Source organism: Bacteroides sp. D20 (assembly GCF_003436255.1).
GTDB classification, from domain to species: Bacteria; Bacteroidota; Bacteroidia; order Bacteroidales; family Bacteroidaceae; genus Bacteroides; species Bacteroides uniformis.
The window spans coordinates 142,727-167,951 of the sequence record NZ_QSOO01000003.1; the positions used below are offsets into that span (position 1 = coordinate 142,727).

Annotated in this window: 20 protein-coding genes and 1 pseudogene; 8 read left to right on the forward strand and 13 right to left on the reverse strand. The window is 48.8% G+C overall.

The genetic code is table 11. The features are described from left to right. Positions 1-15 precede the first annotated feature (15 nt). From DXD78_RS04085 to DXD78_RS04100, 4 genes and pseudogenes are all read left to right on the forward strand, one after another. Complete coding sequence (locus DXD78_RS04085; protein WP_009037445.1) at positions 16-1,458, forward strand: lipopolysaccharide biosynthesis protein; 1,443 nt, start codon at positions 16-18, stop codon at positions 1,456-1,458. 180 nt (positions 1,459-1,638) lie between these two features. After that, positions 1,639-2,271, forward strand: a pseudogene (dinD, locus tag DXD78_RS04090) (DNA damage-inducible protein D); the annotation flags it as partial. 52 nt (positions 2,272-2,323) lie between these two features. Then, positions 2,324-3,694 carry a TIGR00341 family protein gene (locus DXD78_RS04095; protein ID WP_005826112.1) on the forward strand — a complete coding sequence of 457 codons (1,371 nt, stop codon included), beginning with the start codon at positions 2,324-2,326 and terminating at the stop codon, positions 3,692-3,694. A 16-nt stretch (positions 3,695-3,710) separates the two neighbouring features. Next, positions 3,711-5,849 (forward strand): S46 family peptidase, encoded by a 2,139-nt coding sequence (locus tag DXD78_RS04100; RefSeq protein ID WP_005833898.1) that lies wholly within the window; start codon positions 3,711-3,713, stop codon positions 5,847-5,849. A 38-nt stretch (positions 5,850-5,887) separates the two neighbouring features. On the opposite strand, the gene ahpF is transcribed toward DXD78_RS04100, so the two are convergent. The 3 genes from ahpF to DXD78_RS04115 all read right to left on the reverse strand — a co-directional run bounded on the left by ahpF (position 5,888) and on the right by DXD78_RS04115 (position 9,349). After that, positions 5,888-7,447: an alkyl hydroperoxide reductase subunit F gene (ahpF, locus tag DXD78_RS04105; protein ID WP_009037443.1), complete on the reverse strand. Its 1,560-nt coding sequence runs from the start codon at positions 7,445-7,447 to the stop codon at positions 5,888-5,890. 213 nt (positions 7,448-7,660) lie between these two features. Continuing rightward, complete coding sequence (ahpC, locus tag DXD78_RS04110; RefSeq protein WP_005826106.1) at positions 7,661-8,227, reverse strand: alkyl hydroperoxide reductase subunit C; 567 nt, start codon at positions 8,225-8,227, stop codon at positions 7,661-7,663. 195 nt (positions 8,228-8,422) lie between these two features. Then, positions 8,423-9,349, reverse strand: coding sequence for a hydrogen peroxide-inducible genes activator (locus tag DXD78_RS04115; protein WP_005826104.1), 927 nt, complete (start codon positions 9,347-9,349; stop codon positions 8,423-8,425). Between the two features lie 140 nt (positions 9,350-9,489). Between DXD78_RS04115 and DXD78_RS04120 the strand changes: the two genes are divergently transcribed. Then, positions 9,490-9,978, forward strand: a complete 489-nt coding sequence (locus DXD78_RS04120; RefSeq protein ID WP_005826103.1) for a Dps family protein — start codon at positions 9,490-9,492, stop codon at positions 9,976-9,978. 89 nt (positions 9,979-10,067) lie between these two features. Here DXD78_RS04120 and DXD78_RS04125 read toward each other — a convergent pair whose 3' ends face one another. The 7 genes from DXD78_RS04125 to DXD78_RS04155 form a co-directional block, all read right to left on the reverse strand. Continuing rightward, positions 10,068-12,020 carry a DEAD/DEAH box helicase gene (locus tag DXD78_RS04125; protein WP_009037442.1) on the reverse strand — a complete coding sequence of 651 codons (1,953 nt, stop codon included), beginning with the start codon at positions 12,018-12,020 and terminating at the stop codon, positions 10,068-10,070. Positions 12,021-12,164: 144 nt separating this feature from the next. After that, positions 12,165-13,229 (reverse strand): tyrosine-protein phosphatase, encoded by a 1,065-nt coding sequence (locus DXD78_RS04130; RefSeq protein ID WP_009037441.1) that lies wholly within the window; start codon positions 13,227-13,229, stop codon positions 12,165-12,167. A gap of 149 nt (positions 13,230-13,378) precedes the next feature. Next, positions 13,379-13,996: a DUF5043 domain-containing protein gene (locus tag DXD78_RS04135; RefSeq protein WP_005826097.1), complete on the reverse strand. Its 618-nt coding sequence runs from the start codon at positions 13,994-13,996 to the stop codon at positions 13,379-13,381. 36 nt (positions 13,997-14,032) lie between these two features. Further along, the gene (locus DXD78_RS04140) at positions 14,033-14,647 is read right to left on the reverse strand and encodes a DUF5043 domain-containing protein (RefSeq protein ID WP_005826095.1); all 615 of its coding nucleotides are present in this window, start codon (positions 14,645-14,647) and stop codon (positions 14,033-14,035) included. Next, complete coding sequence (locus tag DXD78_RS04145; RefSeq protein ID WP_005826092.1) at positions 14,644-16,026, reverse strand: hypothetical protein; 1,383 nt, start codon at positions 16,024-16,026, stop codon at positions 14,644-14,646. The genes DXD78_RS04140 and DXD78_RS04145 overlap by 4 nt, the downstream gene beginning before the upstream one ends. A 163-nt stretch (positions 16,027-16,189) precedes the next feature. After that, the gene (locus DXD78_RS04150; protein WP_009037440.1) at positions 16,190-17,119 is read right to left on the reverse strand and encodes a carbohydrate kinase; all 930 of its coding nucleotides are present in this window, start codon (positions 17,117-17,119) and stop codon (positions 16,190-16,192) included. Then, positions 17,107-17,712: an SIS domain-containing protein gene (locus tag DXD78_RS04155; protein WP_009037439.1), complete on the reverse strand. Its 606-nt coding sequence runs from the start codon at positions 17,710-17,712 to the stop codon at positions 17,107-17,109. Before DXD78_RS04155 ends, DXD78_RS04150 begins: the two co-directional genes overlap by 13 nt. 123 nt (positions 17,713-17,835) lie before the next feature. On the opposite strand from DXD78_RS04155, the gene DXD78_RS04160 reads away from it, so the two are divergent. After that, a complete protein-coding gene (locus DXD78_RS04160) occupies positions 17,836-19,083 on the forward strand; it encodes a pitrilysin family protein (protein WP_009037438.1) in 1,248 nt (415 codons plus the stop codon). 9 nt (positions 19,084-19,092) lie between these two features. Here DXD78_RS04160 and DXD78_RS04165 read toward each other — a convergent pair whose 3' ends face one another. The 3 genes from DXD78_RS04165 to DXD78_RS04175 all read right to left on the reverse strand — a co-directional run bounded on the left by DXD78_RS04165 (position 19,093) and on the right by DXD78_RS04175 (position 21,859). Next, positions 19,093-19,998, reverse strand: a complete 906-nt coding sequence (locus tag DXD78_RS04165; protein ID WP_008662118.1) for an alkaline phosphatase — start codon at positions 19,996-19,998, stop codon at positions 19,093-19,095. A gap of 89 nt (positions 19,999-20,087) precedes the next feature. Further along, complete coding sequence (locus DXD78_RS04170) at positions 20,088-20,675, reverse strand: epoxyqueuosine reductase QueH (RefSeq protein WP_009037437.1); 588 nt, start codon at positions 20,673-20,675, stop codon at positions 20,088-20,090. Continuing rightward, the gene (locus DXD78_RS04175; protein WP_009037436.1) at positions 20,675-21,859 is read right to left on the reverse strand and encodes a DUF5009 domain-containing protein; all 1,185 of its coding nucleotides are present in this window, start codon (positions 21,857-21,859) and stop codon (positions 20,675-20,677) included. The genes DXD78_RS04170 and DXD78_RS04175 overlap by 1 nt, the downstream gene beginning before the upstream one ends. Before the next feature lie 106 nt (positions 21,860-21,965). Here DXD78_RS04175 and DXD78_RS04180 point away from each other — a divergent pair, with 106 nt between their 5' ends. Both DXD78_RS04180 and DXD78_RS04185 read left to right on the forward strand, forming a co-directional pair. Beyond that, on the forward strand, positions 21,966-23,558 hold the full coding sequence (locus DXD78_RS04180) for a DUF6377 domain-containing protein (protein WP_034523271.1): 1,593 nt from the start codon (positions 21,966-21,968) through the stop codon (positions 23,556-23,558). A 205-nt stretch (positions 23,559-23,763) separates the two neighbouring features. Continuing rightward, complete coding sequence (locus tag DXD78_RS04185) at positions 23,764-25,014, forward strand: glycoside hydrolase family 5 protein (RefSeq protein WP_009037434.1); 1,251 nt, start codon at positions 23,764-23,766, stop codon at positions 25,012-25,014. Positions 25,015-25,225: the final 211 nt, after the last annotated feature.

Consider the following 25,225-nt stretch of genomic DNA (forward strand, 5'->3'; position numbering starts at 1 on the left):
AATCATTAAAAAGAAGTGGCCGGATTAAAATCATTGGCAAAAGAAACTGCCATTTATGGGCTGAGCAGTATTGTGGGGCGTTTCCTCAATTACCTGCTGGTGCCCGTATATACCATGGCGATGTCCGCACAGAGTGGCGGCTATGGCGTAGTGACGAATGTATATGCGTGGGTGGCCCTCATGCTGGTATTATTGACGTGCGGCATGGAAACCGGTTTCTTCCGCTTTGCCAATAAAGGGGAGGATGACCCGATGCGTGTGTACTCCACGACATTACTCAGTGTGAGTATGGGGGCGCTTACTTTCCTTGCATTGGGGCTGCTGTTTCTCGACCCTATTGCCGGATGGATGGAGTACAGTGAGCATCCCTGGTACGTGGGCATGATGATGATTGTGGTGGCGATGGATGCTATTCAAAGCATTCCTTTCGCTTATTTGCGCTACAAGAAGCGTCCCATTAAGTTTGCGGCACTCAAACTGCTGTTTATCTTCCTGAATATAGCACTGAATCTGGTCTATTATGTAGGGATGAAAGGGGATGACGTGGGCTATGCCTTCCTTTTCAATCTGATATGCACCTCTACCATTATGCTTTGCATGATTCCGGAGTTACGCGGGTTTGCTTATGTGCTGGATAAAAAACTGTTGAAGCGGATGCTTGCTTACAGTCTGCCGTTACTGGTACTTGGCTTGGCGGGTATCTTGAATCAGGTGGCCGATAAGATTATTTTTCCTTTTGTCTATCCGGATGAGGCGGAAGCTACCGTGCAGTTGGGCATTTATGGAGCTGCCAGCAAAATTGCTATGGTGATGGCGATGCTTACACAAGCTTTCCGCTATGCATACGAGCCTTTTGTCTTCGGAAAGAGCCGGGACAAAGACAATAAGCAGGTATATGCGCAGGCCATGAAGTTTTTCATCATCTTTACACTGCTGGCATTCCTGGCTGTCATGTTCTATCTGGATATTTTGCGCTATATCATCGGCCCTGATTACTGGCCGGGATTGCGGGTAGTGCCTATCGTGATGGCTGCCGAAATCTTTATGGGTATCTATTTCAATCTTTCCTTCTGGTACAAGCTGATTGACGAAACGCGTTGGGGAGCTTATTTCTCCTTGATAGGTTGCACGGTGCTGGTAGTGATGAACATACTTCTGATTCCCCGATACAGTTATATGGCTTGTGCCTGGGCAGGATTCTGTGGCTATGGCATCGCCATGCTTCTGTCCTATTTCGTAGGGCAGAAGAAGTATCCCATTCAGTATGACCTGAGGGCTATCGGTAGTTATGTGCTGCTTGCGGCAGTACTCTATCTGGCTGCCGAATATGTCCCGATAGAAAATATTTACCTGCGTATGGCGTACCGTACCGTTTTGTTGCTGCTCTTTGTGGCCTATATCGTGAAGTGCGACTTGCCGTTGAGGCAGATTCCGTTCATTGGTAGGCTGGTGAAGTGAGGTTAGAGAAGTTAGATTGATAAACATTGCGTATTTAACAGTTTTGTCAAGAAAAGCATTACTTTTGTACTGTTATTAAAACTGAAGTGACACAATGGACAGAAAAATCAATCGCATAAAGATTGTTTTGAAATCAAGGATTGTGCAGAAGAGCAAACAATAAATTCAGAATCAAGTATGATTAAATCAGAAGCAATTCAGAATTTCCTCGCAAGATTCGAATCCATTGCGTGTGAATACGAAGGCGTGGAGTGCTGGAGTGCTCGCGAATTATATCCCATTCTGGGCTATGCCAAATGGCAAACGTTTGAGAATGTTTTAGGAAAAGCTAAGGAGGCTTGCCAAAACGCTGGTGTAGAGACGAGTAATCATTTTACCGGCATCAGTAAAACGATACTTATGCCTAAAGGTGCATCAAAGGACATTGAAGACTTTATGCTCACTCGCTATGCCTGCTACCTCGTGGCACAAAATGGTGACCCTCGTAAGTCGGAGATTGCTTTTGCCCAAAATTACTTTGCTGTACAAACACGTGTGGCAGAGGTAATAGAGCAACGACTTCTTGACTACGACCGTGTCCAGGCTCGCCATAAGTTGGCAGAGACAGAGAAACGCCTCTTTGGTGTTCTTTACGAGCGTGGTGTGGATGACAAGGGGTTCGGAATCATACGTAGTAAGGGCGACCAAGCTCTTTTTCGCATGAACACTGCTATGCTTAAACGTAAACTTGGGGCACCGGAAAAACGTGCTTTGGCAGATTTCTTGCCAACTCTTGGCATTAAGGCAAAGGACTTTGCTGCCGAGATGACCAGCAGTGTTTTACGAGGCGTTTCATTGAGAGAAAATTGAAAACTGATAATTGATAATGGAAGAAAAGACGACCGACAACAGAAATACCTTCGCTATCAAGACTTTTCTGAAAGACTATCTTGATTTGCGTAAAGACAAGGACAATGAACTGGAAACTGTAGATTCCATCCGTAAGGGAGTGGAATTCAAAGGAGCCAATCTTTGGATTCTGATATTCGCCATATTCATGGCCTCGTTGGGATTGAATGTAAACTCCACAGCCGTGATTATCGGTGCCATGCTCATCTCGCCGCTGATGGGGCCTATCATGGGCGTGGGGCTTTCTGTGGGGTTGAATGATTTTGAATTGATGAAGCGGTCTTTGAAGAGCTTCTTGATAACTACCTTGTTCAGTGTGACCACTGCTACCATTTTCTTTCTGGTGAGTCCCGTTGCCGAAGGGCAGTCGGAATTGCTGGCACGTACGTCACCCACCATTTATGACGTATTCATCGCCTTGATGGGTGGCTTGGCAGGTGTGACGGCGCTCTCTACCAAAGAGAAAGGAAATGTGATTCCGGGTGTTGCCATTGCCACGGCTTTGATGCCGCCTCTCTGTACGGCAGGCTACGGGCTGGCAACGGGTAACTTGATTTATTTCCTCGGTGCATTCTATCTTTATTTCATCAATTCCGTGTTTATCAGTCTTGCCACTTTCCTGGGCGTGCGCGTGATGCACTTCCAGCGCAAGGAGTTTGTGGATAAGAACCGGGAGAAGAAAGTACGTAAATATATCGTCCTGATTGCTATCTTGACCATGTGTCCCGCTGTCTATCTGACGGTAGGTATCGTCCAGGATACCTTCTTTGAGAGTGCTGCCAACCGTTTTGTCAACGAGCAGCTCTCCTTTGAGAATACGCAGGTGCTGGACAAGAAAATCCATCACGAGGGCAAGGGCCACGAAATACGTGTCGTGCTGATTGGGCAGGAGGTGCCCGAAGCTTCCATCGCCATTGCCCGCAGTAAGATGAAAGACTATAAGCTGGACAATACCAAGCTGATAGTCCTCCAAGGCATGAACAATGAAGCGGTGGATATTTCTTCCATCCGTGCCATGGTGATGGAAGACTTCTACAAGAACAGTGAGCAGCGTCTGGTGGAACAGAAACAGAAGATTGCCACACTGGAGCAGAATTTGGAAAGATACAAAACCTTCGATGAATTGGGCAAGAAGATTATCCCGGAACTGAAAGTGCTCTACCCGTCGGTAAAGACTGTATCAATATCTCATGCGATTGAACTGGCGGTAGATTCTGTACGGGTGGATACTGTGACCCTTGCCGTCTTGAAATTCGGCAAGCATCCGGGTGCGCACGAGAAGGAAAAGATTGCGGAGTGGCTCAAGGCGCGTACGGGTGCCAAGCAATTGAGGCTGATTACTGAATAATACAAGAATTGACGGAATGAAAATAAGATTTATACTGATAGCTGTCTGCTTCCTTTTTTCTCTGCCGGGACAAGCGGATGAAGGGATGTGGATGCTGGGAAATCTGAACAAGCAGACACGCCAGACCATGAAAGAGTTGGGCTTGCAGATGTCTGTCAACAAGCTATACAATACGAAACGCCCGTCTCTGAAGGATGCGGTAGTCAGCTTCGGAGGCTTTTGTTCCGGAGTGGTGGTGTCCGGGGACGGGCTGGTGTTTACCAATCATCACTGCGGCTTCAGCAGCATACAGCAACACTCGTCTGTGGAGCACGACTATCTGAAAGACGGCTTTGTGGCACGTAATCTTAGTGAAGAACTGCCTAATCCGGAACTTTACGTCCGCTTCCTCTTGCACCAGCAAGACGTGACCCGTCGGGTACTTGGAGCAGTAAAACCGGATATGAACGAATCTGAGCGTACAAGTGTAGTAGATTCGGTGATGCTGGTCATTGGCGAAGAGGTTTCTCGTAAAGACTCCACGCTGATAGGCATTGTGGATGCTTACTATGGAGGCAATGAATTCTGGCTTTCCGTTTATCGCGACTACAATGATGTGCGTCTGGTATTTGCACCGCCTTCTTCAGTGGGCAAGTTCGGCTGGGACACTGACAACTGGGTATGGCCGCGCCATACGGGTGACTTCGCCGTATTCCGTATCTATGCCGGCAAAGACAACCGTCCTGCCGACTATTCTCCCGACAATGTTCCCTACCATCCCGAATACGTGGCTCCGATATCTCTGGACGGTTATCGTGAGGGTTCCTTCTGTATGACGATGGGCTATCCGGGCAGTACGGAACGCTATCTTTCCTCTTTTGGCATCGAAGAGATGATGACCACCACCAACCAGGCTCAGATAGATGTCCGTGGTGTGAAGCAGGCCATCTGGAAGCGTGAAATGGATAGCCGTGACAGCATCCGCATCAAGTACGCTTCCAAATACGACGAAAGTTCCAATTATTGGAAGAACAGCATAGGAGTGAACCGCACCATCAAGAAACTGCATGTGCTGGATAAGAAGCGTGCCATGGAGACCGAACTCCGTCGCTGGATACAGCAGACACCGGAGGAGCGGGAACATCTGCTGCATCTTTTTTCCGACCTGGAGCTGAACTACAAGAGCCGCCGTGATGCTTATCGTGCCAGAGCTTACTTTGCCGAATCTTTCCTGAACGGTCCGGAACTGGTGCAGCTTGCTTTGTCCATCCTCAACTTCGACTTTGAGGGGGAAGAGAAAACGGTGGTTGCCAATCTGAAAGCTATCGTTGAGAAATATGCCAATCTGGACTTGGGCATTGACAAGGAAGTGTTTACAGCACTGTTGAAAGAATACCGCTCCCAAGTGGATTCCACCTATCTGCCCGAGCTCTACCAGACGATTGCGACAGAATACGGAGGTAACGAGCGTACCTATGTGGATAGTCTTTATGCCCGCTCGGAGCTGACCACCCCCCGTGGATTGAAGCGTTTTCTGGAGCAGGACACCACCTATCAGATATATAATGACCCTGCCATCAACTTGGGCATCGACCTCATCACGAAGCTATTCGAGATGAATATGCAGGTACAGCAGGCTTCCGGTGAAATCGAGCGGAATGAACGTTTGTTCAACTCTGCCGTGCGACGTATGTACGCATCTCGTAACTTCTATCCCGACGCCAACTCCACCATGCGTTTGAGTTTTGGCACTGTCTGCGGTTATGCCCCCTTCGACGGAGCGGAATATGATTATTATACCACCGCGAAAGGTATTCTGGAGAAAGTCAGAGCCCATGCAGGTGATGTGGATTTTGAAGTGCAGCCTGAGTTGCTATCCCTTCTTTCCTCCGGTGATTTCGGTAGATATGCCGATGAGAAGGGAGAAATGAATGTCTGCTTTATCTCCAATAATGACATTACGGGAGGCAATTCCGGCAGTGCCATGTTCAATGCCAAAGGAGAACTTCTGGGGCTTGCCTTCGATGGGAACTGGGAAGCCATGAGCAGCGACATCCTTTATGAGCCGAAGATGCAGCGTACCATCGGGGTGGATGTACGCTACATACTGTTTATGATTGAGAAGTATGGGAAGGCAGGAAATCTGATTCAGGAACTGAAGCTTGCCAATCCTTAACGTGTGCCCCCTGCCTATACTTTTATGGGTGATATTTTCTAAATCACTCCACGGATACGGTCATCGAATGCCGAGAGTGCTGCCTTTGCCCCTTCGCCCATGGCAATGACTATCTGCTTGTAGGGAACATTCGATACATCCCCTGCCGCATATACCCCCGGAAGTGTGGTACGGCAGAAAGCGTCAATCTTAATCTCCCCGGTCGGAGTCGTTTCCAGCTTGTTGCGGAAAGGAGCGCTGTTGGCTGCCAAACCGATTTGCACGAAGATGCCGTCTAACGGGAAGTCGCGTTCCTCGCCGGTAAGGCGGTCCTTGATGCGGATAGAAGTTACTTTTTCCCCGTTTCCATCGACTTTTACGGTCTGTGACGAGGTGAAGATTTCCACATTCGGCAGGCTCCGGGCTTTCTCTTGCAGCACTTGGTCGGCTTTCAGTGTATCGGCAAATTCGAATACCGTTACCTTCCGGCAGATGCCTGCCAGGTCGATGGCAGCTTCAATCCCCGAGTTACCTCCACCGATAACCGCCACATGCTTGCCTTGATAGAACGGACCGTCGCAATGCGGACAGAATGCCACGCCGCGTCCTATATATTCCGCTTCGCCCTCCACATTCAGTTTGCGCCAGCTTGCCCCTGTGGCAATGATTACCGCCGGTGCATGGAACATCTCGCTGCCTACGGTGGAGACACTTTTCTCCGTTCCCTGCAACTCTACTTTCTCTATCTTACGCTCCTCGAAAATCTCTATCGGATAGTGCTCTATATGTGTGCGGAGTGCGTTGGCAAGTTCTGCACCAGTAGTCTGCGGCACGGAGATAAGGTTTTCTATGCCTACCGTCTCTTTTACCTGTCCGCCTATGCGCTCGGCAACAATCGCCACCCGTAGGCCCTTGCGTGCAGAGTAGATGGCTGCGGAAGCTCCGGCTGGTCCGCCGCCCAATACCAGCACGTCGAAATCTCTCTCTATCGGCGCTTCGTCCTCTTGCGGAGCACTGCCGAAGGCTTCTTCCAGCTTCTGCAAAAGCTCTCCTAAAGAACCGCGACCTACGTGAAGCAGCTTGCCATTAGCGTAGACTGACGGCACGGCTTGTATCTTCAGCGCATCTACTTCCTCTTGATTAAGCGCCCCGTCCACCATCTCGTGGGTGACGTGCGGATTCAGCAATGCGATGATGTTCAGTGCCTGCACCACATCCGGACAGTTGGTGCAAGTAAGCGATACATACGTTTGCAGGCTGATGTCGCCTTGCAACGCCCGGATGCGGCGACGAATTGCTTCGTCCGGCAGATTTTTCCCCTTTCCATCGGCATTCAGCACGGCAAGCAGGAGGGAAGTGAACTCGTGTCCGCCGGGGATGCCGCGGAACTTGATGCCGGTTTCCACATCGTCTTTCAGCAATGTGAACTCCAACACGGGGTTCTCTATCTCACTCATCCGGCAGGAGAGCTTGTCGGAACAGCTTGCCACATCCTTCAAGAATCCGATAAGCTCTTGTGCCTGCTCGTGACCCGGATGATAGGTGATGTGAAAGACGTAGCGGGCTTCCAAATGCTGGAATACGCTCCGCACCTGGTCTAATATAGTTGTTTCTAACATGATTAATAGGGTGTTTGGGGTGAGAAAATAGTCTTTTAATATGTTTGATATAGAGTAGTTGCAGAACTTGTGAGGAAGTACTCCAATACTCCTTCGAAAGTACTGCGGTACTCCTTTGAAAGTACTACAGTACTTCTGTACAAGTACTGCGGACGTCTTAAAGGAAAGCGGACGTCTTTCTATGGTGAAAGCGCCCGCTCCTCCTATTACTTATCAAATCTTTCCTACAAGGTCGATGCTCGGCTTCAAAGTTTCCGCTCCTTTCTTCCACTTGGCAGGGCAGACTTCTCCATCGTGTGTGGCAACAAACTGTGCAGCTTCTACCTTGCGCAGCAGCTCGTCGGCATTGCGTCCGATGTTGTTGTCCTGTATCTCGGCAATCTTGATTTTACCCTCGGGATTTACGAGGAATGTGCCGCGATATGCCATGCCTTCCTCTTCAATCATCACGCCGAATGCGCGGCTCAGCACGCCTGTGGGGTCGGCAAGCATGGGGTACTTAATCTTGCGGATGCTTTCGGAAGCATCGTGCCATGCCTTGTGCACAAAGTGCGAGTCTGTGCTTACAGAATATACTTCTACGCCCATTGCTTGGAATTGGTCATATTTCTCTGCGATGTCTACAAGCTCGGTAGGGCATACGAAGGTAAAGTCTGCCGGATAGAAGAAGAAAATGGCCCATTTACCTTTTACGTCTTCGTGGGATACTGTTTTGAAACTTCCGTTTTGGAAAGCCTGAACCTTGAATTCAGGGAGTTGTGAGTTGATGATCGGTTCCATAATTTTTCTCTTTTAATAGGTTTAGTTTTTTGTTTTACCAATGCGAAGATTGTGCAGACAGAATGTAGAAGCCAGTTTGCTTGATGATGCTGAGGTGCAACCGACCTTCGCTTTTTCTGTTTGCAAAAATATAGCATTTTTCCCCGATAGAACAAAAAATCCGATTGAAAGATTTTATGGAGCGATAGATGAAATCTATACGACTGCTTGGGTTGCTTTCAGTGAGAGCATTTCCTTGGGTACGGAAAGTTTTATCTCCTTAACCAGCACTTCGAGCAGCGTGTGGCGGATAAAGTTCTTATTGGTCAGCAGCACGACCTGGCGGGTGGGGCAGGGGATGGCGAAGGAACGTACCAGCTCTTTCTGGGCATCGCCCAGTTGCAGAACGGCCAGTTCGGGGATGAAGGTCACGCCTTTGCCGCTTTCTACCATGCGCATAAAGGTCTCCATGCTGCCCAAGTGATAGGCAAGCTGGCTGGCACGTGCCGACTTCATCTGGCAGAAACGCACCAGCTGATCGCGGAAGCAATGGCCCTCGTCGAGCAGCCAAAGCTGTTCGCCGTTCAGGTCGGAAGTACGGATTACCTCGTTGTTGAAGAGGGCGTCTTCGCGCGACACGTAGGCAAAGAACTGTTCATAGAACAACGGCGTCTGCTGCAACTCTTCCATACCTGCCAGACTCGCTACGATACCTGCATCTATTTCTCCCGTCTGCAGGGCTTTCTTGATGTCGTTTGTTTTCATTTCGACTACCCGGATGTCGAGGTCGGGGTATTTCTTCATCAGCTGCGGAAAGAAACGGGGCAGGAGGTAAGGAGCTACGGTGGGAAGTATGCCCAGCTTGAAGGTGCCGGTCAGTGAGTGTTTTTCTTCTTCTATAATATTCTTTATACGGTTGGCTTGAACCAATATATTCTGTGCTTGTTCTATGATGTGGATACCGACGGGAGTGGGGCATACCGGCTGCTGGCTGCGGTCAAAAATCCGGGTGTCCAGTTCCTCTTCCAGTTTCTGAATCATGGCACTGAGGGTGGGCTGTGTCACGCGGCAATATTCGGCTGCTTTGGCAAAGTGGCGGAACTGGTTGACGGCAAGGATGTATTCCAATTGTTGTAAAGTCATGATGAACAAGGCATTTGAAGGTTATGTATAGAGTTCGTCTATGCAAAGATAGAAATTATCTGTTTGACAAGCCTTGATTTACCCCTTATCTTTGCAATACCCAAAAGAAAAATAGTATAAATATTTAAAACAATAGAATTATGAAAACTTTAGATTACTTGCATTTGAATGAAAAGAAAGTGGCTGGCGTAGCATCAGCATTGCACCAATTATTGGCCGACTTCCAGGTACATTACACCAATCTGCGCGGTATGCACTGGAACATCAAGGGACACGGCTTCTTTGTGCTGCACGAGAAGTTCGAGAGTATGTATGACGATACCGCCGAGAAGATTGACGAGATTGCAGAGCGCATCTTGATGCTGGGTGGCGTGCCCGAGAATAAGTTCAGTGAATACCTGAAGGTTGCCAACGTGAAGGAAGTGTCCGACATCTCTTGCGGCAGTGAGGCTGTGGACCATATCCTCGAGACTTACGGCTACCTGATTGGTGAAGAGAGAAAGGTAATTGAACTGGCAAATGAAGCTGGCGATGACGTGACGGCAGATTTGATGACCGGCTACTTGAAAGAGCAGGAGAAAATGGTTTGGATGCTCGTTGCATTCAGTACGAAAAGCTGCACGAAATAAAGGATAAAGAGTCGTGAAAAAGGATAGGGTGATAAAACGGTAGCGGATGCTGCCGGTTTTATCACCCTATTATCTTTCTATAGTTTATATCACTTCTTCTTCGGTGTCCGTCTTGCCCACCCTTCTTCACTGAAGTCGGGCTCTGCATCCTTAAAGTCATTGTTGCCCTGGAAGAACTGTTTCCAGTCATCCTTTTTGCCACGGGCTTTGGTGTAACCCCGCTCTTCGCGGCTGGGCTTGCCTTTCTTCTTGTCGTTTGCAGGACTTTCGGCCTTTTCGCTGCGTTTGCCGGTGGCATCGTTCCGTTTGCCGTCTTCCTTGTAACTGCGCTTCTTGCTGTCAAACTCTTTTTTTCCATGGCTTCCGGCTGTACCCGGACGTTTGCCCCTCGGAGCCTCCTTACCCTCGTCTCCGGCAACCTCTACGGATACTTTACGGCCGTTCCAGCTGGCGCGGTTCAGGGCCTTCACTACATTGGTGGCTTCCTTTTCCTCCACTTCGAAGAAGGAGAACTTCTGCATCAGGTCAATTCGTCCCAGCTCTACACGTCCACGTGTATTGTTGTTCAGCAGGCTGATTAATTCGTTGGGGAAGAAGTTGTCCATTTTACCCAGGTTGATGAACAAGCGGGTAAAGCCGGGTTCTGCTTTGCGGCTGCTTCTACGGTCGTTGCGGTCGCCCCTCTCGCCACTTCTTGCACCACGCTCACTACCGGTTGCTGTCTCTATCTCGTCACGGCCGCGATAGTAATCCAGGAAACGGTTGAATTCATGCGAAACCATGCGTTTAATCAGGTCCTCTTTGCTCAGCCAGTCCAGCTTGCGGTAGATGTCGGTCATAAAGTCGGCGATTTCCTCCTCGTTCACTTTCACCTTTTCAAGATCGTCTATCACTTTGAGCAGTTGCTTTTCGCATATCTGTTTGCCGGTGGGCATTTCGCCTGCAATGAATTTCTTGCCGATGATGCGCTCAATCTCGCGCATTTTGCCTTTCTCTCGCAGGTTGATGATGGCGATGGAAGTCCCGGTTTTGCCGGCACGTCCCGTACGGCCGCTGCGGTGGGTATAACTCTCGGTGTCATCGGGCAATCCGTAGTTGATGACGTGTGTCAGGTCGTCCACATCGAGGCCGCGTGCGGCAACGTCCGTGGCAACCAGCAGTTGTAGGTTGCGGATGCGGAACTTTTGCATCACGGTGTCACGCTGCGCTTGACTCAGTTCGCCGTGCAGCGAGTCGGCATTATAGCCTTCCTGCATCAACTTGTCAGCTATTTCCTGCGTTTCTTTGCGGGTACGGCAGAAGATGATGCCGTATATCTGCGGATAGTAGTCCACAATACGTTTCAGGGCAGCATACTTGTCTTTGGCATGTACACAGAAGGCTACGTGTTTCACGTTGCTGGTGCTTTCATTTTTGCGTCCGATGGTGATTTCCTTGGCATCGCGCAGGTACTTCTTGGAGATGCGTGCGATTTCCGGGCTCATGGTAGCGGAGAACAGCAAGGTGTTGCGCTCCTGCGGCACATCGGCGAGAATGGCGTTGATGCTGTCTGTGAATCCCATGTTCAGCATTTCGTCCGCTTCGTCCATAACCACGTTCTGTATGGTGGCGAGGGACACGGTTTTGCGTTCCATCAGGTCCAGCAGTCGTCCCGGTGTGGCTACGATGATGTGTACACCCCGTTTCAGGGCGCGTATCTGGCTTTCGATGGACGAGCCTCCATATACGGGCAACACTCGCAAGCCATCGGTATATTTAGAATAATCGTTCAAGTCGCCTGCTATCTGCAAACAAAGTTCGCGGGTGGGGCAGAGAATAAGTGATTGGGGAATTCGGTTGTTGACGTTAATCTTCTGTATGAGCGGCAGGCCGAACGCTGCGGTCTTTCCTGTTCCTGTTTGTGCCAGTGCTACTACATCATTGTTTTCTCCTAAAAGGTAGGGAATTACTTCCTCTTGTACCGGCATGGGCTGCTCGTAACCCATTTCTTCGATGGCGCGGCGTATCTCCGGCGACACACCGAGCTCTTCAAATGTCTTCATTAAATCTTCTGTATATCTTTATCTTTATATTTCGGGCGCAAAGATAGTGCTTTTCAATGGATAATTGATAATTGATGGTTGATAATTATGCAATTACATGATAAAATCGTTTTTTATTGGCTACTCATTATCCATTATCCATTGTCAATTATCCGTTAAAAGAATGTCTTGCAGTCTCTTTCTTTCTTCTTTTGTCAGACCGATGCCTCTTTGCAGGTAGGTGTCGGTATCTCCATACCTTCGTTCCATTTCTTCGATGGCGGCATTCAGGAAATCCTCGCGTGCCGAGAAGAGGGTGGTGATGGCCTCTTGCGAGCGTGCCGGAAGCTGGTAGGCGTATCGGGAGGCCGCCGGGATGTTGAAGTAGTCGTTGCTGAGGCGGTAGTCTTCCATGATGATGTCTTCGTCCACTCCAAGGGAGGCAAGCACAAGTGCCGATACGATGCCTGTGCGCCCTTTGCCCGACGAGCAATGGATAACGACGGGATAATTGTTCTTGTCCAGCAGAATATCGAAAATCCGGCGGTATTCTTTGGTGTAGTTGCTGATGAGCTCGCGGTTCATCTGCTCCACGATTCGGTAGACAGTGTCGCTCTTGATTTTCTGTTCCTGCACACCTTTCAGGATATACTCCATGTCGCCGGTAGGAATGGGGATATGGATCACTTTGAATGCCTGTTGCAAAGGGCTTTGTCTATTCGCTTCGACAGATGAACGCAGGTCGATGATAGTCCTTATGCCTATGTTCTTGAGCTCTTTGCGCGAACACGGTTTCAGTTTATCTATTTCGGCAGAGCGGTACAGCATGCCCCAATGCACTTTCTTTTGGGTGGGATAGGAGGAATAGCCTCCCAGGTCTCGGAAGTTCTGTATGCCGGGGATGTTGATGTTGCGGGTGGCAATCTTTACCCGGTATTTGTCAGCGAATACAAGTGTGTAGTAGTATCGTTGTGTAGGGTCGGTAGTGATGACAGTCATCTTCAGGTCGGAGATGTTGGCGACGGCAACGGGAACATCTTCGGGGATATGGTTGGGATTGGTCGAAGCATATACCTTCACATTTCCTTTGATGAGAGGGGCCATTTCCCATTTTACAATGCAGTTGCCCACGTTGTTTTCTTCGCATACAACGGAAATGTGAGGGGCAGTGCCGCTGCAGGAAGGGAGCAGCACTGCCAAAACAAGCAAGTTCAATAAGTTCTTATACATAATTCGTAACCTCTCTGATGTCGTTAATCACAAATATATGTAATTTACCCACAGAAGGTAACAGCAATGCCAAGCTTTTATATTTCTTTTTTGAACTTTAAAAAAACTGCTATAGATTCTTTCGTGCATAGGCAGGTTGGTTTACAATGTTACATCAGCGAACCGGGAGGTGGTAATGGGGGGAGTTTCCCTTGGGGCTTTTGTCTCCATGACAGCATGATGTAATTGAGTTGTTTTCCCACTTCTCCGGGTTTAAAGTGTATTTGTTCTTTCAGTTTTACTTCGATTTCCCTATATACATGCAGTGGTACTCTGGCGTATGGGCTAAAGGTCGTGAAATTGAAATTCACTTCCATTACTTTCCCCGTATCCGGACTGAGTAGCATGGTTATTGTGAACTCACGCTTTCCGAGTTCATCTGCCATGGCTTTGGTAAAAGCTTCGTCCACAATGAAGTCTGCTTGTTTACTCATGGAGCTATTGTATTCAATTACTTTTTTTTCATTCCAGCTACCGATGTATATTTTTCCTGTGGCTTTATATACAATATCTTTGTATGTCAACTTGTTCTCTTTGTTATAAAGAGTCACAAACTGGCTACCGTCATCTACGTCACATTGATACGTATAACCATCTACCTCGAAAGTGGTGGTTTTTTTATAAATGACTGTTCCTTCAAGCGATTCTTCTGTTCTGATAGGTTTATCCTGTGCTACACAAGGGTAGATGTATCCTATAAGCAGTGTAATAAGCAATAGTCTTTTCATTCGTCACAATTTTTAGTTGTTAATTTTGTATGTTGCTTACATTAGCGAACCGGGAGGAGGTAATGGGGGGAGTTTCCCTTGGGGCTTTTGCATCCATGCCAGCATAATGTAGTTGAGTTGTTTTCCTTCCTCTATGGGTTTAAAATGAATTTGTTCTTTCAGTTTTACTTCGATTTCCCTATATACATGTAGTGGCACTTTGGCGTATGGCTCAAAGGTGAAAAAATTGAAATTCACTTCCATTACTTCTCCCGTATTTGGACTGAGCAACATGGTTATCATAAGTTCCGTTTTCCCAATTTCATCTGCCATGGCTTTGGTGAATGCTTGGTCTACTATGAAATCTGCTTGCTGACTCATGAATCTGTCATATTCAATTACATTGCTACTCCAGCTGCCAATATATGTCTTCCCCGTGTCTTTATACACAATCTTTTCGTATGTCAGTTTGTTTTCTTTGTTATAAAGAGTCACAAACTGGCTACCGTCATCTACGTCGCATTGGTACGTATAACCATCTACCTCGAAAGTGGTGGTCTTTTTATAAATGACTGTTCCTTCAAGTGATTCTTCTGTTCTGATAGGTTTGTCCTGTGCTACACAAGGGTAGATGTATCCTATAAGCAGTGTAATAAGCAATAGTCTTTTCATTCGTCACAATTTTTAGTTGTTAATTTTATGTTGGGAAAAATATTGGTGATATCCGAATACTCTTTAAATGGATAATTGTCGTATCCTTCCTGACGGAAAGCATTAACGACATTATTAGATATATAGGTTTCAAAGATATCCAAGAATGAAGTTGTAACATGACCTTGCTGATTTACATATTTAGTCAATGAAGTTGTTGCTCTTAGGCGTTGGCTTTTTGCATATTTATCTTGTTTTTTGTCCGTCCACTCCACGCTCCTCCTCAAGAACAGGTATTGCGCATAGTGCGCTTCTATCTCTCTGTTCATCATAGAACTTTTGAACGATGATATAGGCTCTTGTGTGGTTTGGAAAACATGGAACATTTCATGCAGAAGGTTGTTTGCTTCCAATTCTTCCAATCCGATGTGCAAGGTATGCTCTTCCCAATTGTAGGAATACCCTTTGCCGAAATCGAATTCCAGATTGATTTTGTTGTTTTTGACTTTCTCTTTCAGTTGGCTGTATAGGTCTCCTCCCAAACAGTCTTCCATGATTCGGGCTGTCATGTTTTCGGTGATTACCCATAAAAGCGAGTCTTGGTCGGCTTCTTTCTTGAATATATTTCCTGCCGGAGTACCCGGTGAAGAGCCGGAACCTCCAGAACTTCCTCCTCCAATCCACACATCGCCACTTCCTCCTCCACCACTGTTCCAGTTGCTATTATTTATAAAGGCATCATCCACCCAATAGGAATGACTAACGCAGTTGGTATAGCTGTATTCCAGCTGGTCTTTAGGTCCGGTATATACATCCCAGCATTGGGTGACGGTTATTACCGAACGGGTCTGGGCATGAGGCTTGAATGTGAGTCCTTGCGCATTCTCTTCGCCAAATACTAGATAGCTTAACAAGTCGAATATGAACACTTGGTCGCTTTCTCTTATGAGTTCGTCATCACGCTTCAATGGAAAAAACTTCATCCATCCGTCTTTGATGTGCAACAGCCAGATGGCATCGATGCAGTGTGGCTTGTCAAGGCGGTAGAGGGGAACGAAGATACAGGTCTCTTCTCCAGTCAATTTATAGGTGAAGTTCCAGAGAGGAATGCCGTATTTCAACAGGAAAGAAGCGGTGAAATGCTTTTCTTCTTCCACTCTGCGTAGTGCGGAAATCACGGCTTTTAGGGTAGAGTCGGTGTAGGCAAAGAAGTTTTCCGGCTTGAATAACGCTTGCCGGGTCAACGGGACATCGTTTGCCGGGAATCGGGGTTGATAGAAGGATTCTTCTGTTTCGCAAGAGGCGAGTATTCCTAAAAGAATGCACAAGGCAAGGCAGATGTTTTGCCATTTCTGCTTAGGAGGGGTTGGAGAGTGCTGTCTGCTTCCTTTTGTATTCATAGCGCGAATGCTTAAGGTATAAAGGATAGACAAATAAAGCAAAAAAAAAGCAGAAATGAAAGGAAAAGCGGGAGAATTTTGTTAATCCGGAAGCTGTTCTACCACAGATTGCATGGATTTTCAGGCCATGTAATCTGTGGTGAACACCCTTTTGTAAGGGTGTCTATGGCTGGTATTTTCGTGCTTCTGCAAATTCCTTTGAAACGGAGTTGTTGAAACTCTTGCATACCTCGGCGGCAAACTCAATGCCGTATTGGATAACTTGGTCCCAAGTAGCCTCGTCCATGGTATCGAGGTCCTCGTAGCGTACATTATGTTTCAGCAGCCCGAAGATGATGCCTGCGTTGAAGTTGTCTCCTGCACCGATGGTGCTGACCGCCTCCAGTGGGGGGATGGAATATTCCTTGGAAATCGTGCCGGTGCGCAATGACACCTGCTCCGCGCCTGCCGTGCAGAGGAAGTTGCGGCAGTAGAATTTCACCTTGTCTTTGTATATCTTGTCGGCCTCCTGCAGGCCCCACATATAGAAGAAATCCTCTTGCGAGCCGCGTACAATGTTGGCGTATTCCAGATTCTCGATGATGGTGGGAGCCAGCTTGATGGCCTCCTCTTTATGGGACGAACGGAAATTGGGATCGTAGTAGATGATGGCATGCATGTCGTGTGCGCGTTCCAGCAGTTCCAATACCTTGTCGCGCAATACGGGGTTCAAGGCATAATAAGACCCTATTATAACGATGTCGTCCTCTTGAATTTGCGGATACTCTATATCTAACCGTTGTTTGGGATAATCTTTATAGAAGATGTATTCCGCATCGCTCCGGTCGTTAAGGAACGCGAGTGATACGGGTGATTTCCCGTCAGGGAAGACATTGACATGGTCTGTGGGGATATTGTTCTCGCGCATGAAGTTGAGGATAATATTGCCCACGTGGTCATTGCCCGTCTCGCTGATAAAGCAGATGGGGATGCCCGTACGCCCCAGCGAAACGATGCCGTTGAATACTGAACCGCCTGGAATGGCTGCTGTGGGCTGTTCGCCACGGAATATGATGTCCAGTATGGTTTCTCCGATACCTATTACTTTACGCATAGCGATCTTGATTTTTCTCCGAGGTAACCGCCGTGATGGCGCTTGGAGTAGTCTTCAATGGTGAATCCGGTTTCTTTCATGGTCTGTACCACCAGGATGTCGCCGATGACGGTCATGGCAGTGGTCGAAGTCGTGGGCGTCATGCCCAGTGCGCATACTTCTTGCGGCTTTCCGGTGCTAAGGCATACATCGGATTCGTGTGCCAGGGGGCTGTCGGGGTTTCCGGTGATGACGATAAACTTCAGTTCTGGGTTCAGGTTATGTGCCAGCTGTGTCAGCTCCACGATTTCGCGAGTTTTGCCCGAATTGGAGATAAGTAGCAACAAGTCGTTCTCCTGGAGGATGCCGAGGTCACCATGCTGTGCTTCGCTGGGGTGCAGGAAAACGGACGGAATACCGGTAGAGCAGAAGGTGGTAGCGATGTTCATGGCTATCTGTCCTGCCTTGCCCATGCCCGAAGTTACCAGTTTCCCTTTTTTGCGGTGCACTTGTTCTACGATGAGTTCTACAGCTCTTTCATAAGCGTCCGTCACTGGAATGTTCAGTACGGCTTGTGCCTCTTTCTGCAAAAGCTCTTGAATGGATGCAATCATACTTAATGTGCTAATTTGATTAATGTGCTTAAAATTATAGCAATTGCAAATATCTGCAATTTTCTATAAACGGCAATAAGTTTTATTGTATTTTTGTCGCCTCAAATAGTTTGAAACGTCAGAATGAAGAACTTAAAAGAAAATTTACTGCCAACTTTCAATCAATATACCCTGCCCAATGGCATGCGCATCATTCACGAACCCTCAGCCTCCAAAGTGGCTTATTGTGGTTTTGCCGTAGATGCGGGTACGCGCGACGAGCTTGAAAACGAGCAGGGTATGGCGCATTTTGTGGAGCACCTTATATTTAAAGGTACCGCCAAGCGCAAGGCATGGCACATTCTGAACCGCATGGAGAATGTGGGCGGTGACCTCAACGCTTACACCAACAAGGAAGAGACGGTGATTTACTCTGCTTTCCTGACCGAGCATTTCGGCCGTGCCTTCGAACTTCTGGTGGATATTGTATTCCACTCCACCTTTCCGCAACGCGAGATAGAGAAGGAGACAGAGGTGATTATCGACGAGATACAATCCTACGAAGACAACCCTTCCGAGCTAATCTTCGATGATTTTGAGGACTTGATATTCAGGGGGCATCCCCTGGGACGCAACATTCTTGGCAATCCCGAGCAGTTAAAGCAGTTTCGCAGTGAGGATGCTGCCGCATTCACTGCCCGCTTCTACCATCCCAACAATATGGTTTTCTTTGTTCTGGGTAATCTGAGTTTCAAGAAAGTTGTGCTTATGGCAAAAAAACTTCTGGCGGATATACCGGCAACACCGGTGCATTATGGTCGTACTCTGCCGCCCCTCTATGTACCCGAGCATCTTGTAGTGCATAAGGATACTCACCAGGCACATGTCATGATTGGCAGCCGGGGATATAATGCATACGATGACAAGCGCACCGCACTTTACCTGCTGAACAATGTCTTGGGTGGCCCGGGCATGAATAGCCGCTTGAACGTCTCTCTCCGTGAACGTCGTGGGCTGGTCTATAACGTAGAATCCAACTTGACTTCCTATACCGATACGGGAACTTTCTGCATCTACTTCGGTTGCGACCCTGCAGATTTGGACTACTGCACCCGTCTGGTATATAAGGAATTGAAACGCTTGCGTGATGTCCGGATGACTTCCTCGCAGCTTGCGGCCGCCAAGAAGCAGCTTATCGGGCAAATCGGTGTAGCTTCGGATAATAATGAGAACAATGCGCTGGGTATGGGAAAGACTTTCCTGCATTATAATAAATGCGAAACTTCCGAAGCCGTGTTCCATCGCATTGAACAGCTCACTTCGGAAGCTCTGTTAGAGGTGGCGAACGAGATGTTTGCCGAGGACTATCTTTCGACGCTCATTTATCGCTGACCGCTTTTTTTATTTGAAAACCTGCAACATAGGACGTCCTATCCATACTTGTGGCTGTTTCAGCCCGAAGATGTGGGCAATGGTGGAGGCAACGTCATACTGCATCATGCTTTCGTGGAATTCGCCTTCTTTCTTAATGTTCTTTCCGGAGATGATGAAGGGAGTCTGCATTTCCTGCATGGTCTTGCCGCCATGTCCTTTTTCAATGCCTCCGTGGTCGGCAGTAACGATGAAGATGGTTTCTTTCAGCATGCCTGCCTCTGTAACGGCCTGGATGATGCGGCTCACATAACCGTCGAGTTCTTTCAGTTTGGCGTAATATTCAGGAGTATTGTGTCCGGCTTGATGGCCTACATGGTCGGGGTTGTCAAAGCAAATGGCAAGAAGGGTCGGTTGTTTCTCCTTGATATACTTTTCTGCCATACCGCATAAGGCTTCGGGATGTTTGTTGTAGTCGGGCGCTTGCGCATAGTGGCTTAAGGCAAGAGTGTCTACAAGGTATTTGATACCGTCCCATTCATACAGGCAGCCTATTTCCGCTTCCGGCCGGGCATCACGTAGCAGCTGGAAGATGGTAGGAAATATGCCGTGCTGGTTCAGTACGCGTGACGGAAGCTCGGGAGTCTTGGAGCCCCATTGCGTATATCCGTGCAATTCAGGACCTGCCCCCATAAACATGCTTGCCCAGTTGACGGCGCTGGAGGAGGGAAGTACAGTCCGTTTTTCTAATGTATAAGAACCGTCTGCCATCAGTTGCTTGATGTGGGGGATGTCTGCTTTGGGAACACTGTAGCTACCCCAGCCGTCAAGACCGATGAAAACTACGTGTTTTGCTTTTCCCTTGGCATTGCAGGGAACTGAAAAGAGGCATGCCACTGCTAGGGCGATGAATAATGTAAAAGTCAGTTTCTTCATGTTTTCTTTAGTTCTTATTGTTAACATGAAACAAAGTTACGGGAAACGTACCTAGTTTTAGTACGATATCGTACATAATCCAGCCGATTTTATATCGTTTCGTTCTTTTCCAACCGTTGCATGCTGAATTCACAGCCGCAATACTGCTGGTTGTAGAAGTCATACTCTTTCAGCAGTTGGTTGCGCCGGTCCTGAAGTCCGCCTTTCCGCCAGTTCTGTTCCCAGAAGAGGGTGCCCGGGTAGAGCGCGGCGGCACGGCGTCCGGCTTCATTGATTTGTTCCAGGCTTTTCCAGCGCGAAGAGGCGAGGGTAGTGGTGAATACGGAGAAACCGTGTTCGGAGGCGTAGCGGGCTGTCTCTGTCAGGCGCAGGGTGAAGCACTTCAGGCAACGGCTGCCGCGTTCCGGTTCGTGCTCCAGGCCTTGCATGGTGTGCAGCCAGTGTGCATAATCGTAGTCTGCATCGATGAAATCGATGTTTTTGGAGGTTACGAAACGGATAGCCTCGTTTTTCCTTATCTCATATTCCGCCTGCGGATAGATGTTGGGATTGCAGTAGAATACGGTGGGGCGTATGCCGTTCTCCAGCATGCACTCGATGATGGCAGAGGAGCAAGGTGCGCAGCACGAATGCAGCAGCACCTTGCGGTCACCGTTGGGTGTTTGGACTTTCAACATTATACTTTCAGTTTAATCTTGCCTTTCACCAGCAGGCCGGTCAGCCCCACAATGACAAGCGAGAAGACGAGGGACTTGAGCAGCCCCGGTACACCGCTTCCCAATGCTTCGGGATAGTGCAGATGCAGCAGTTGCTGGACAGCATACCAGATGTAAGGGATAATATAGCAGGTCAGCGTTGCCGTGCCTGCGGGTTTGATAATATCGAACCAGTTGGTCTTGCCTTTCACGTCCGTCAGCCAGTAGAAGAAGCCGAACAAGGGGAAGAACATGGCGAGGCAGTAGAACAGCCATGTCGGTGTGGCTTGTATTTTGGATATAATCCAGAACGGGTGTGAGACGAGGGCAAGGACAAGCATTCCTATGCCGAGGGCACAGAGCATGCCGATGAACCGTCCCGGCCGTTCCCGGTCGGCATAGCGCTGCATGAGCAGGGAGGTCAGTACGCCGGACATACCAAGGGCATGCAGCGTCCAGTCGCTCGGGATAAAGGGAAGCAGGACAATCCGGCTGCCGTACTCTCCCGGTATCAAGTCGGAATGGCTGACTACGGCAAGCAATACGACCACGAACCAGGCAATGGCATTCTTCCGCAGGTTCTCCCGAGTGAATAGATAGATGCCTGCACATACCGCATACGTCCAGCCGATAAGTCCGAGGATGCCCCACCAGCTTATCTGGAACGGTTTCCCGTTCATGTCCTTGTAGATGACGAGGAAGGCAAGCAGAAGCACGCCTGCTGTTTTCATTGCGGTGAAAAGGACCTTTTTCGTTCCTACCGCTTTGGGATATACCCCCCAGGTGAGGAAGAAACCGATGACCATCAGGATGGAGAACCATGGGTGCGAGAGGCCGCCTTCGATGCCTCCGCTGTTCAGTGAAAACAGTCCCATGGCAATCAGTGCCACTGTCCGCCAGAAGATATGGGCCACGACTTGCAGGGTGTTGTCTCCCTTTTTGTACCGGTTTTGTATGGCAAAGGATACGGACATGCCCATGCAGAAAAGGAAAGCAGGGAAGATGGTGTCGGAGAATCCCATCATGTCTTCGTCCATCCTGGCATGCATCAGCCAGTGGGGCACGTTTTTCAGTCCGGGAATGTCGTTGACAAAGAGCATGAGGAACATGGTGAGTGCGCGGAATACGTCTACCGCGGCAATCCGTTGGAGTGTTAAGCTTTTCATGATAGATAATTTGTTTGGGGGTTTTGAACGCAAATATAGGAAACTATTCTTTCCGATACTACTGCTTTGCAGGATTTCTTGCTATATTTGCATGAACTTTATGGTCATGGAAAGGAGATTGTTCATTTTTTGTTTTCTTGCCGTCGTGGTATGGCAAAGTGTGGCTTTGGCTGCCGGCACGTCGTCTTTCACTGCACTGACGGCTTCTTTGGATGAGGCTATCGAGGCGCATCGGCACTATGTCGCCGTGCGTGAAGGGCGCATTGCCCGGCTGAAGCGCCAATTGCTGGATGCCGACACCGCCAATCTCTCTTTTTTTCGATGGAATGGGGAAATTTATAAGGAGTACAAGGCATATATCTGCGACTCTGCCATCCATTATCTTCGTGTCAATCTGGATTGGGCAGAACGCTATGGCCAACGGAATGCAGCACTCGAAACAAGGCTGGAGCTTGCCCACCTGATGGCTTCGGCAGGCATGTACGAGGAAGCCGCCGAACTCTTGAGGCAGACGGACAAAGCCTCCCTTCCCACCCATCTGATGCCGGATTATTACAATGCCTGTCATAAACTTTACACAGAACTGAGTTTCTATACGCTGGACGATTCTTTCAAGAAGCATTATCAGGCTTTGGCTACCCATTATGACGATTCTTTGATGCAGGTACTTCTGCCTTCATCCCCCCTCTATCTGGAACGAAGAGAGACGCGGGAGGCCGCTGCAGGCCATCCGGACGAAGCCTTGAGCATCAATGATACGCGTCTGGCACATGCCAAGCCCAATACTCCCGAATATGCGCTGGTGACCTATCAGCGCTCATTGCTCTACCGCCGGCTCGGGAACCGGGAGGAGGAGAAGCGCTATCTGGCTTTGTCTGCACTGACCGATATTCGCCTGAGCATCACAGACCATGCCTCACTCTGGAACCTGGCGGAACTTCTTTATGAGGAAGGGGATATGGAGCATGCCTACCGTTACATCCGTTTCTCGTGGGACGAAACCAACCGATACAACGCCCGTAGCCGCAGCCTCCAGACTGCCGGCATCCTTTCACTGATAGACCTCACTTATCAGGCCATGCGTGAGAAGCAGAATGACCGGCTCCGGCTGTACCTCTGGCTCATCAGCGCTTTGATTGTGCTGCTGGTGGTGGCAGTGGGCTTTATCTACCGGCAGATGCAGCGGCTCTCTGCCGCACGGAACAAGCTGGAGCATGCCAACGAGCAACTGCAACTCTCAAACAACATCAAGGAGGAGTATGTGGGCCGTTTCATGAACCTCTGCTCCGTTTATATCAACCGGCTGGATACCTACCGGCGGATGGTCAACAAGAAAATCTCTGCCGGGCAGATGGAAGAGCTGCTGAAGATGGTGCGTTCCCGCGAGGTGCTGGACACCGGACTGAAGGAACTCTATGATAACTTTGATACTGCCTTCTTGCACCTTTTCCCCGATTTTGTCGATAAATTCAATGACTTGCTACAGCCCGAAGAACGCATCGTGCTCCGTAAAGGCGAGTTGCTGAATACGGAACTCCGCATTTTCGCCTTGATTCGTCTGGGCATCGACGACAGTTCGCAGATTGCAGAATTCCTCCGTTATTCCGTAAACACCATCTATAATTACCGTGCCAAAGTGAAGAACAAGGCCCGCATTTCGCGCGAGGACTTTGAAATACGGCTGATGCAGATACGCTGACAATACGTCAAACCGGCTTTTTGAATCCACTTTCTGCCTTTCTCTTCTTTTGCTTATATTTCTGATTATTAGTTGTTTGTTTGTTCATGCTTCTTCACTCCTTCCACCTATTCCCGATTCGCCGGTACGAGGTGTTCTTATCTTTCCTAACTTTGGGGAAGCAAAAGCGAATATCGCAACTGATACTATAACCAAAATTATTGCCATGAAACATTTATTAGCGACAAGCATTTCCATCGCCTTGCTGTCTTTGGGCCTTGCGGGATGCGGTGAGAAACAAGCGACAAAAGAAGTAACTTCGGATGCATTCGTAACCATTCAGGGTCAGGACTTGATAAAGCCCGACGGTACCAAACTCTTCATCATGGGTACCAACCTGGGCAACTGGCTGAATCCGGAAGGATACATGTTCAAGTTCAACAAGACCAATTCCGGCCGTTTCATCAATGAGATGTTCTGCCAGTTGGTGGGACCGGACTTTACGGCCGACTTCTGGAAAGCATTCAAGGACAATTATGTAACGCGCGAGGACATCCGCTTCATCAAGGAGCAGGGTGCCAACACCATCCGCCTGCCTTTCCATTACAAACTGTTTACAGACGAGGACTATATGGGGCTGACTGCCGACCAAGACGGCTTTGCCCGCGTGGACAGCCTGGTAGAGTGGTGCCGCGAATCGGACTTGTACCTCATCCTCGACATGCACGACGCTCCCGGCGGACAGACGGGCGACAATATCGACGACAGCTACGGCTATCCCTGGCTGTTCGACAGCGAAGTCAGCCAGCAACTCTACTGTGACATCTGGCGTCGGATAGCCGACCGCTACAAGAACGAACCAGTCATCCTCGGTTACGAACTCTTCAACGAGCCCATTGCCCCTTACTTCGAGAACATGGAGGAACTCAACGGCAAGCTGGAAGATGTATATAAGAAAGGTGTAGCCGCCATCCGCGAGGTGGACAGCAACCACATCATCCTGCTGGGCGGTGCGCAATGGAACGGTAATTTCAAGCCTTTCAAGGACTCCAAGTTCGACGACAAGATAATGTACACTTGCCACCGTTACGGAGGCGAACCTACCCAAGCTGCCATCCAGACGATTATCAACTTCCGCGACAGTGTGAACCTGCCCATGTACATGGGTGAGATAGGCCACAATACGGACGAATGGCAGGCCGCTTTCTGCCAGACGATGCGCGAGAACAACATCGGCTATACCTTCTGGCCCTACAAGAAGATGGACGGTTCTTCTTTCGTCGGCATCACTCCGCCGGAGAACTGGGCAAACATCGTGTATTTCTCCGAAGCACCGCGTGCCACGTACAAGGAAATCCGTGAGGCACGTCCCGCGCAGGCCATGTCCCGCAAGGCGATGATGGACTTTATCGAGGCATGCAAACTGAAGAATTGTGTGGTTCAGGAGGGTTATATCCGGTCATTGGGAATGAAGTAGCGGGTGCTGCCTCGCTGCAAACAGTACGTATCAAGTCCCAGAGGATGAGATGCCGGGACTTAGCATGAAAGAGGTAGGGACTGAGCTGTACACACCATAGGACTGAGTATCCAAAACATCCGGATGTTTTAGGGTAAAACATGGGGATGTATTGGGATAAAACATCCGGGTGTTTTGGGGTAAAACATGGGGATGTTTTGGACAACAACAT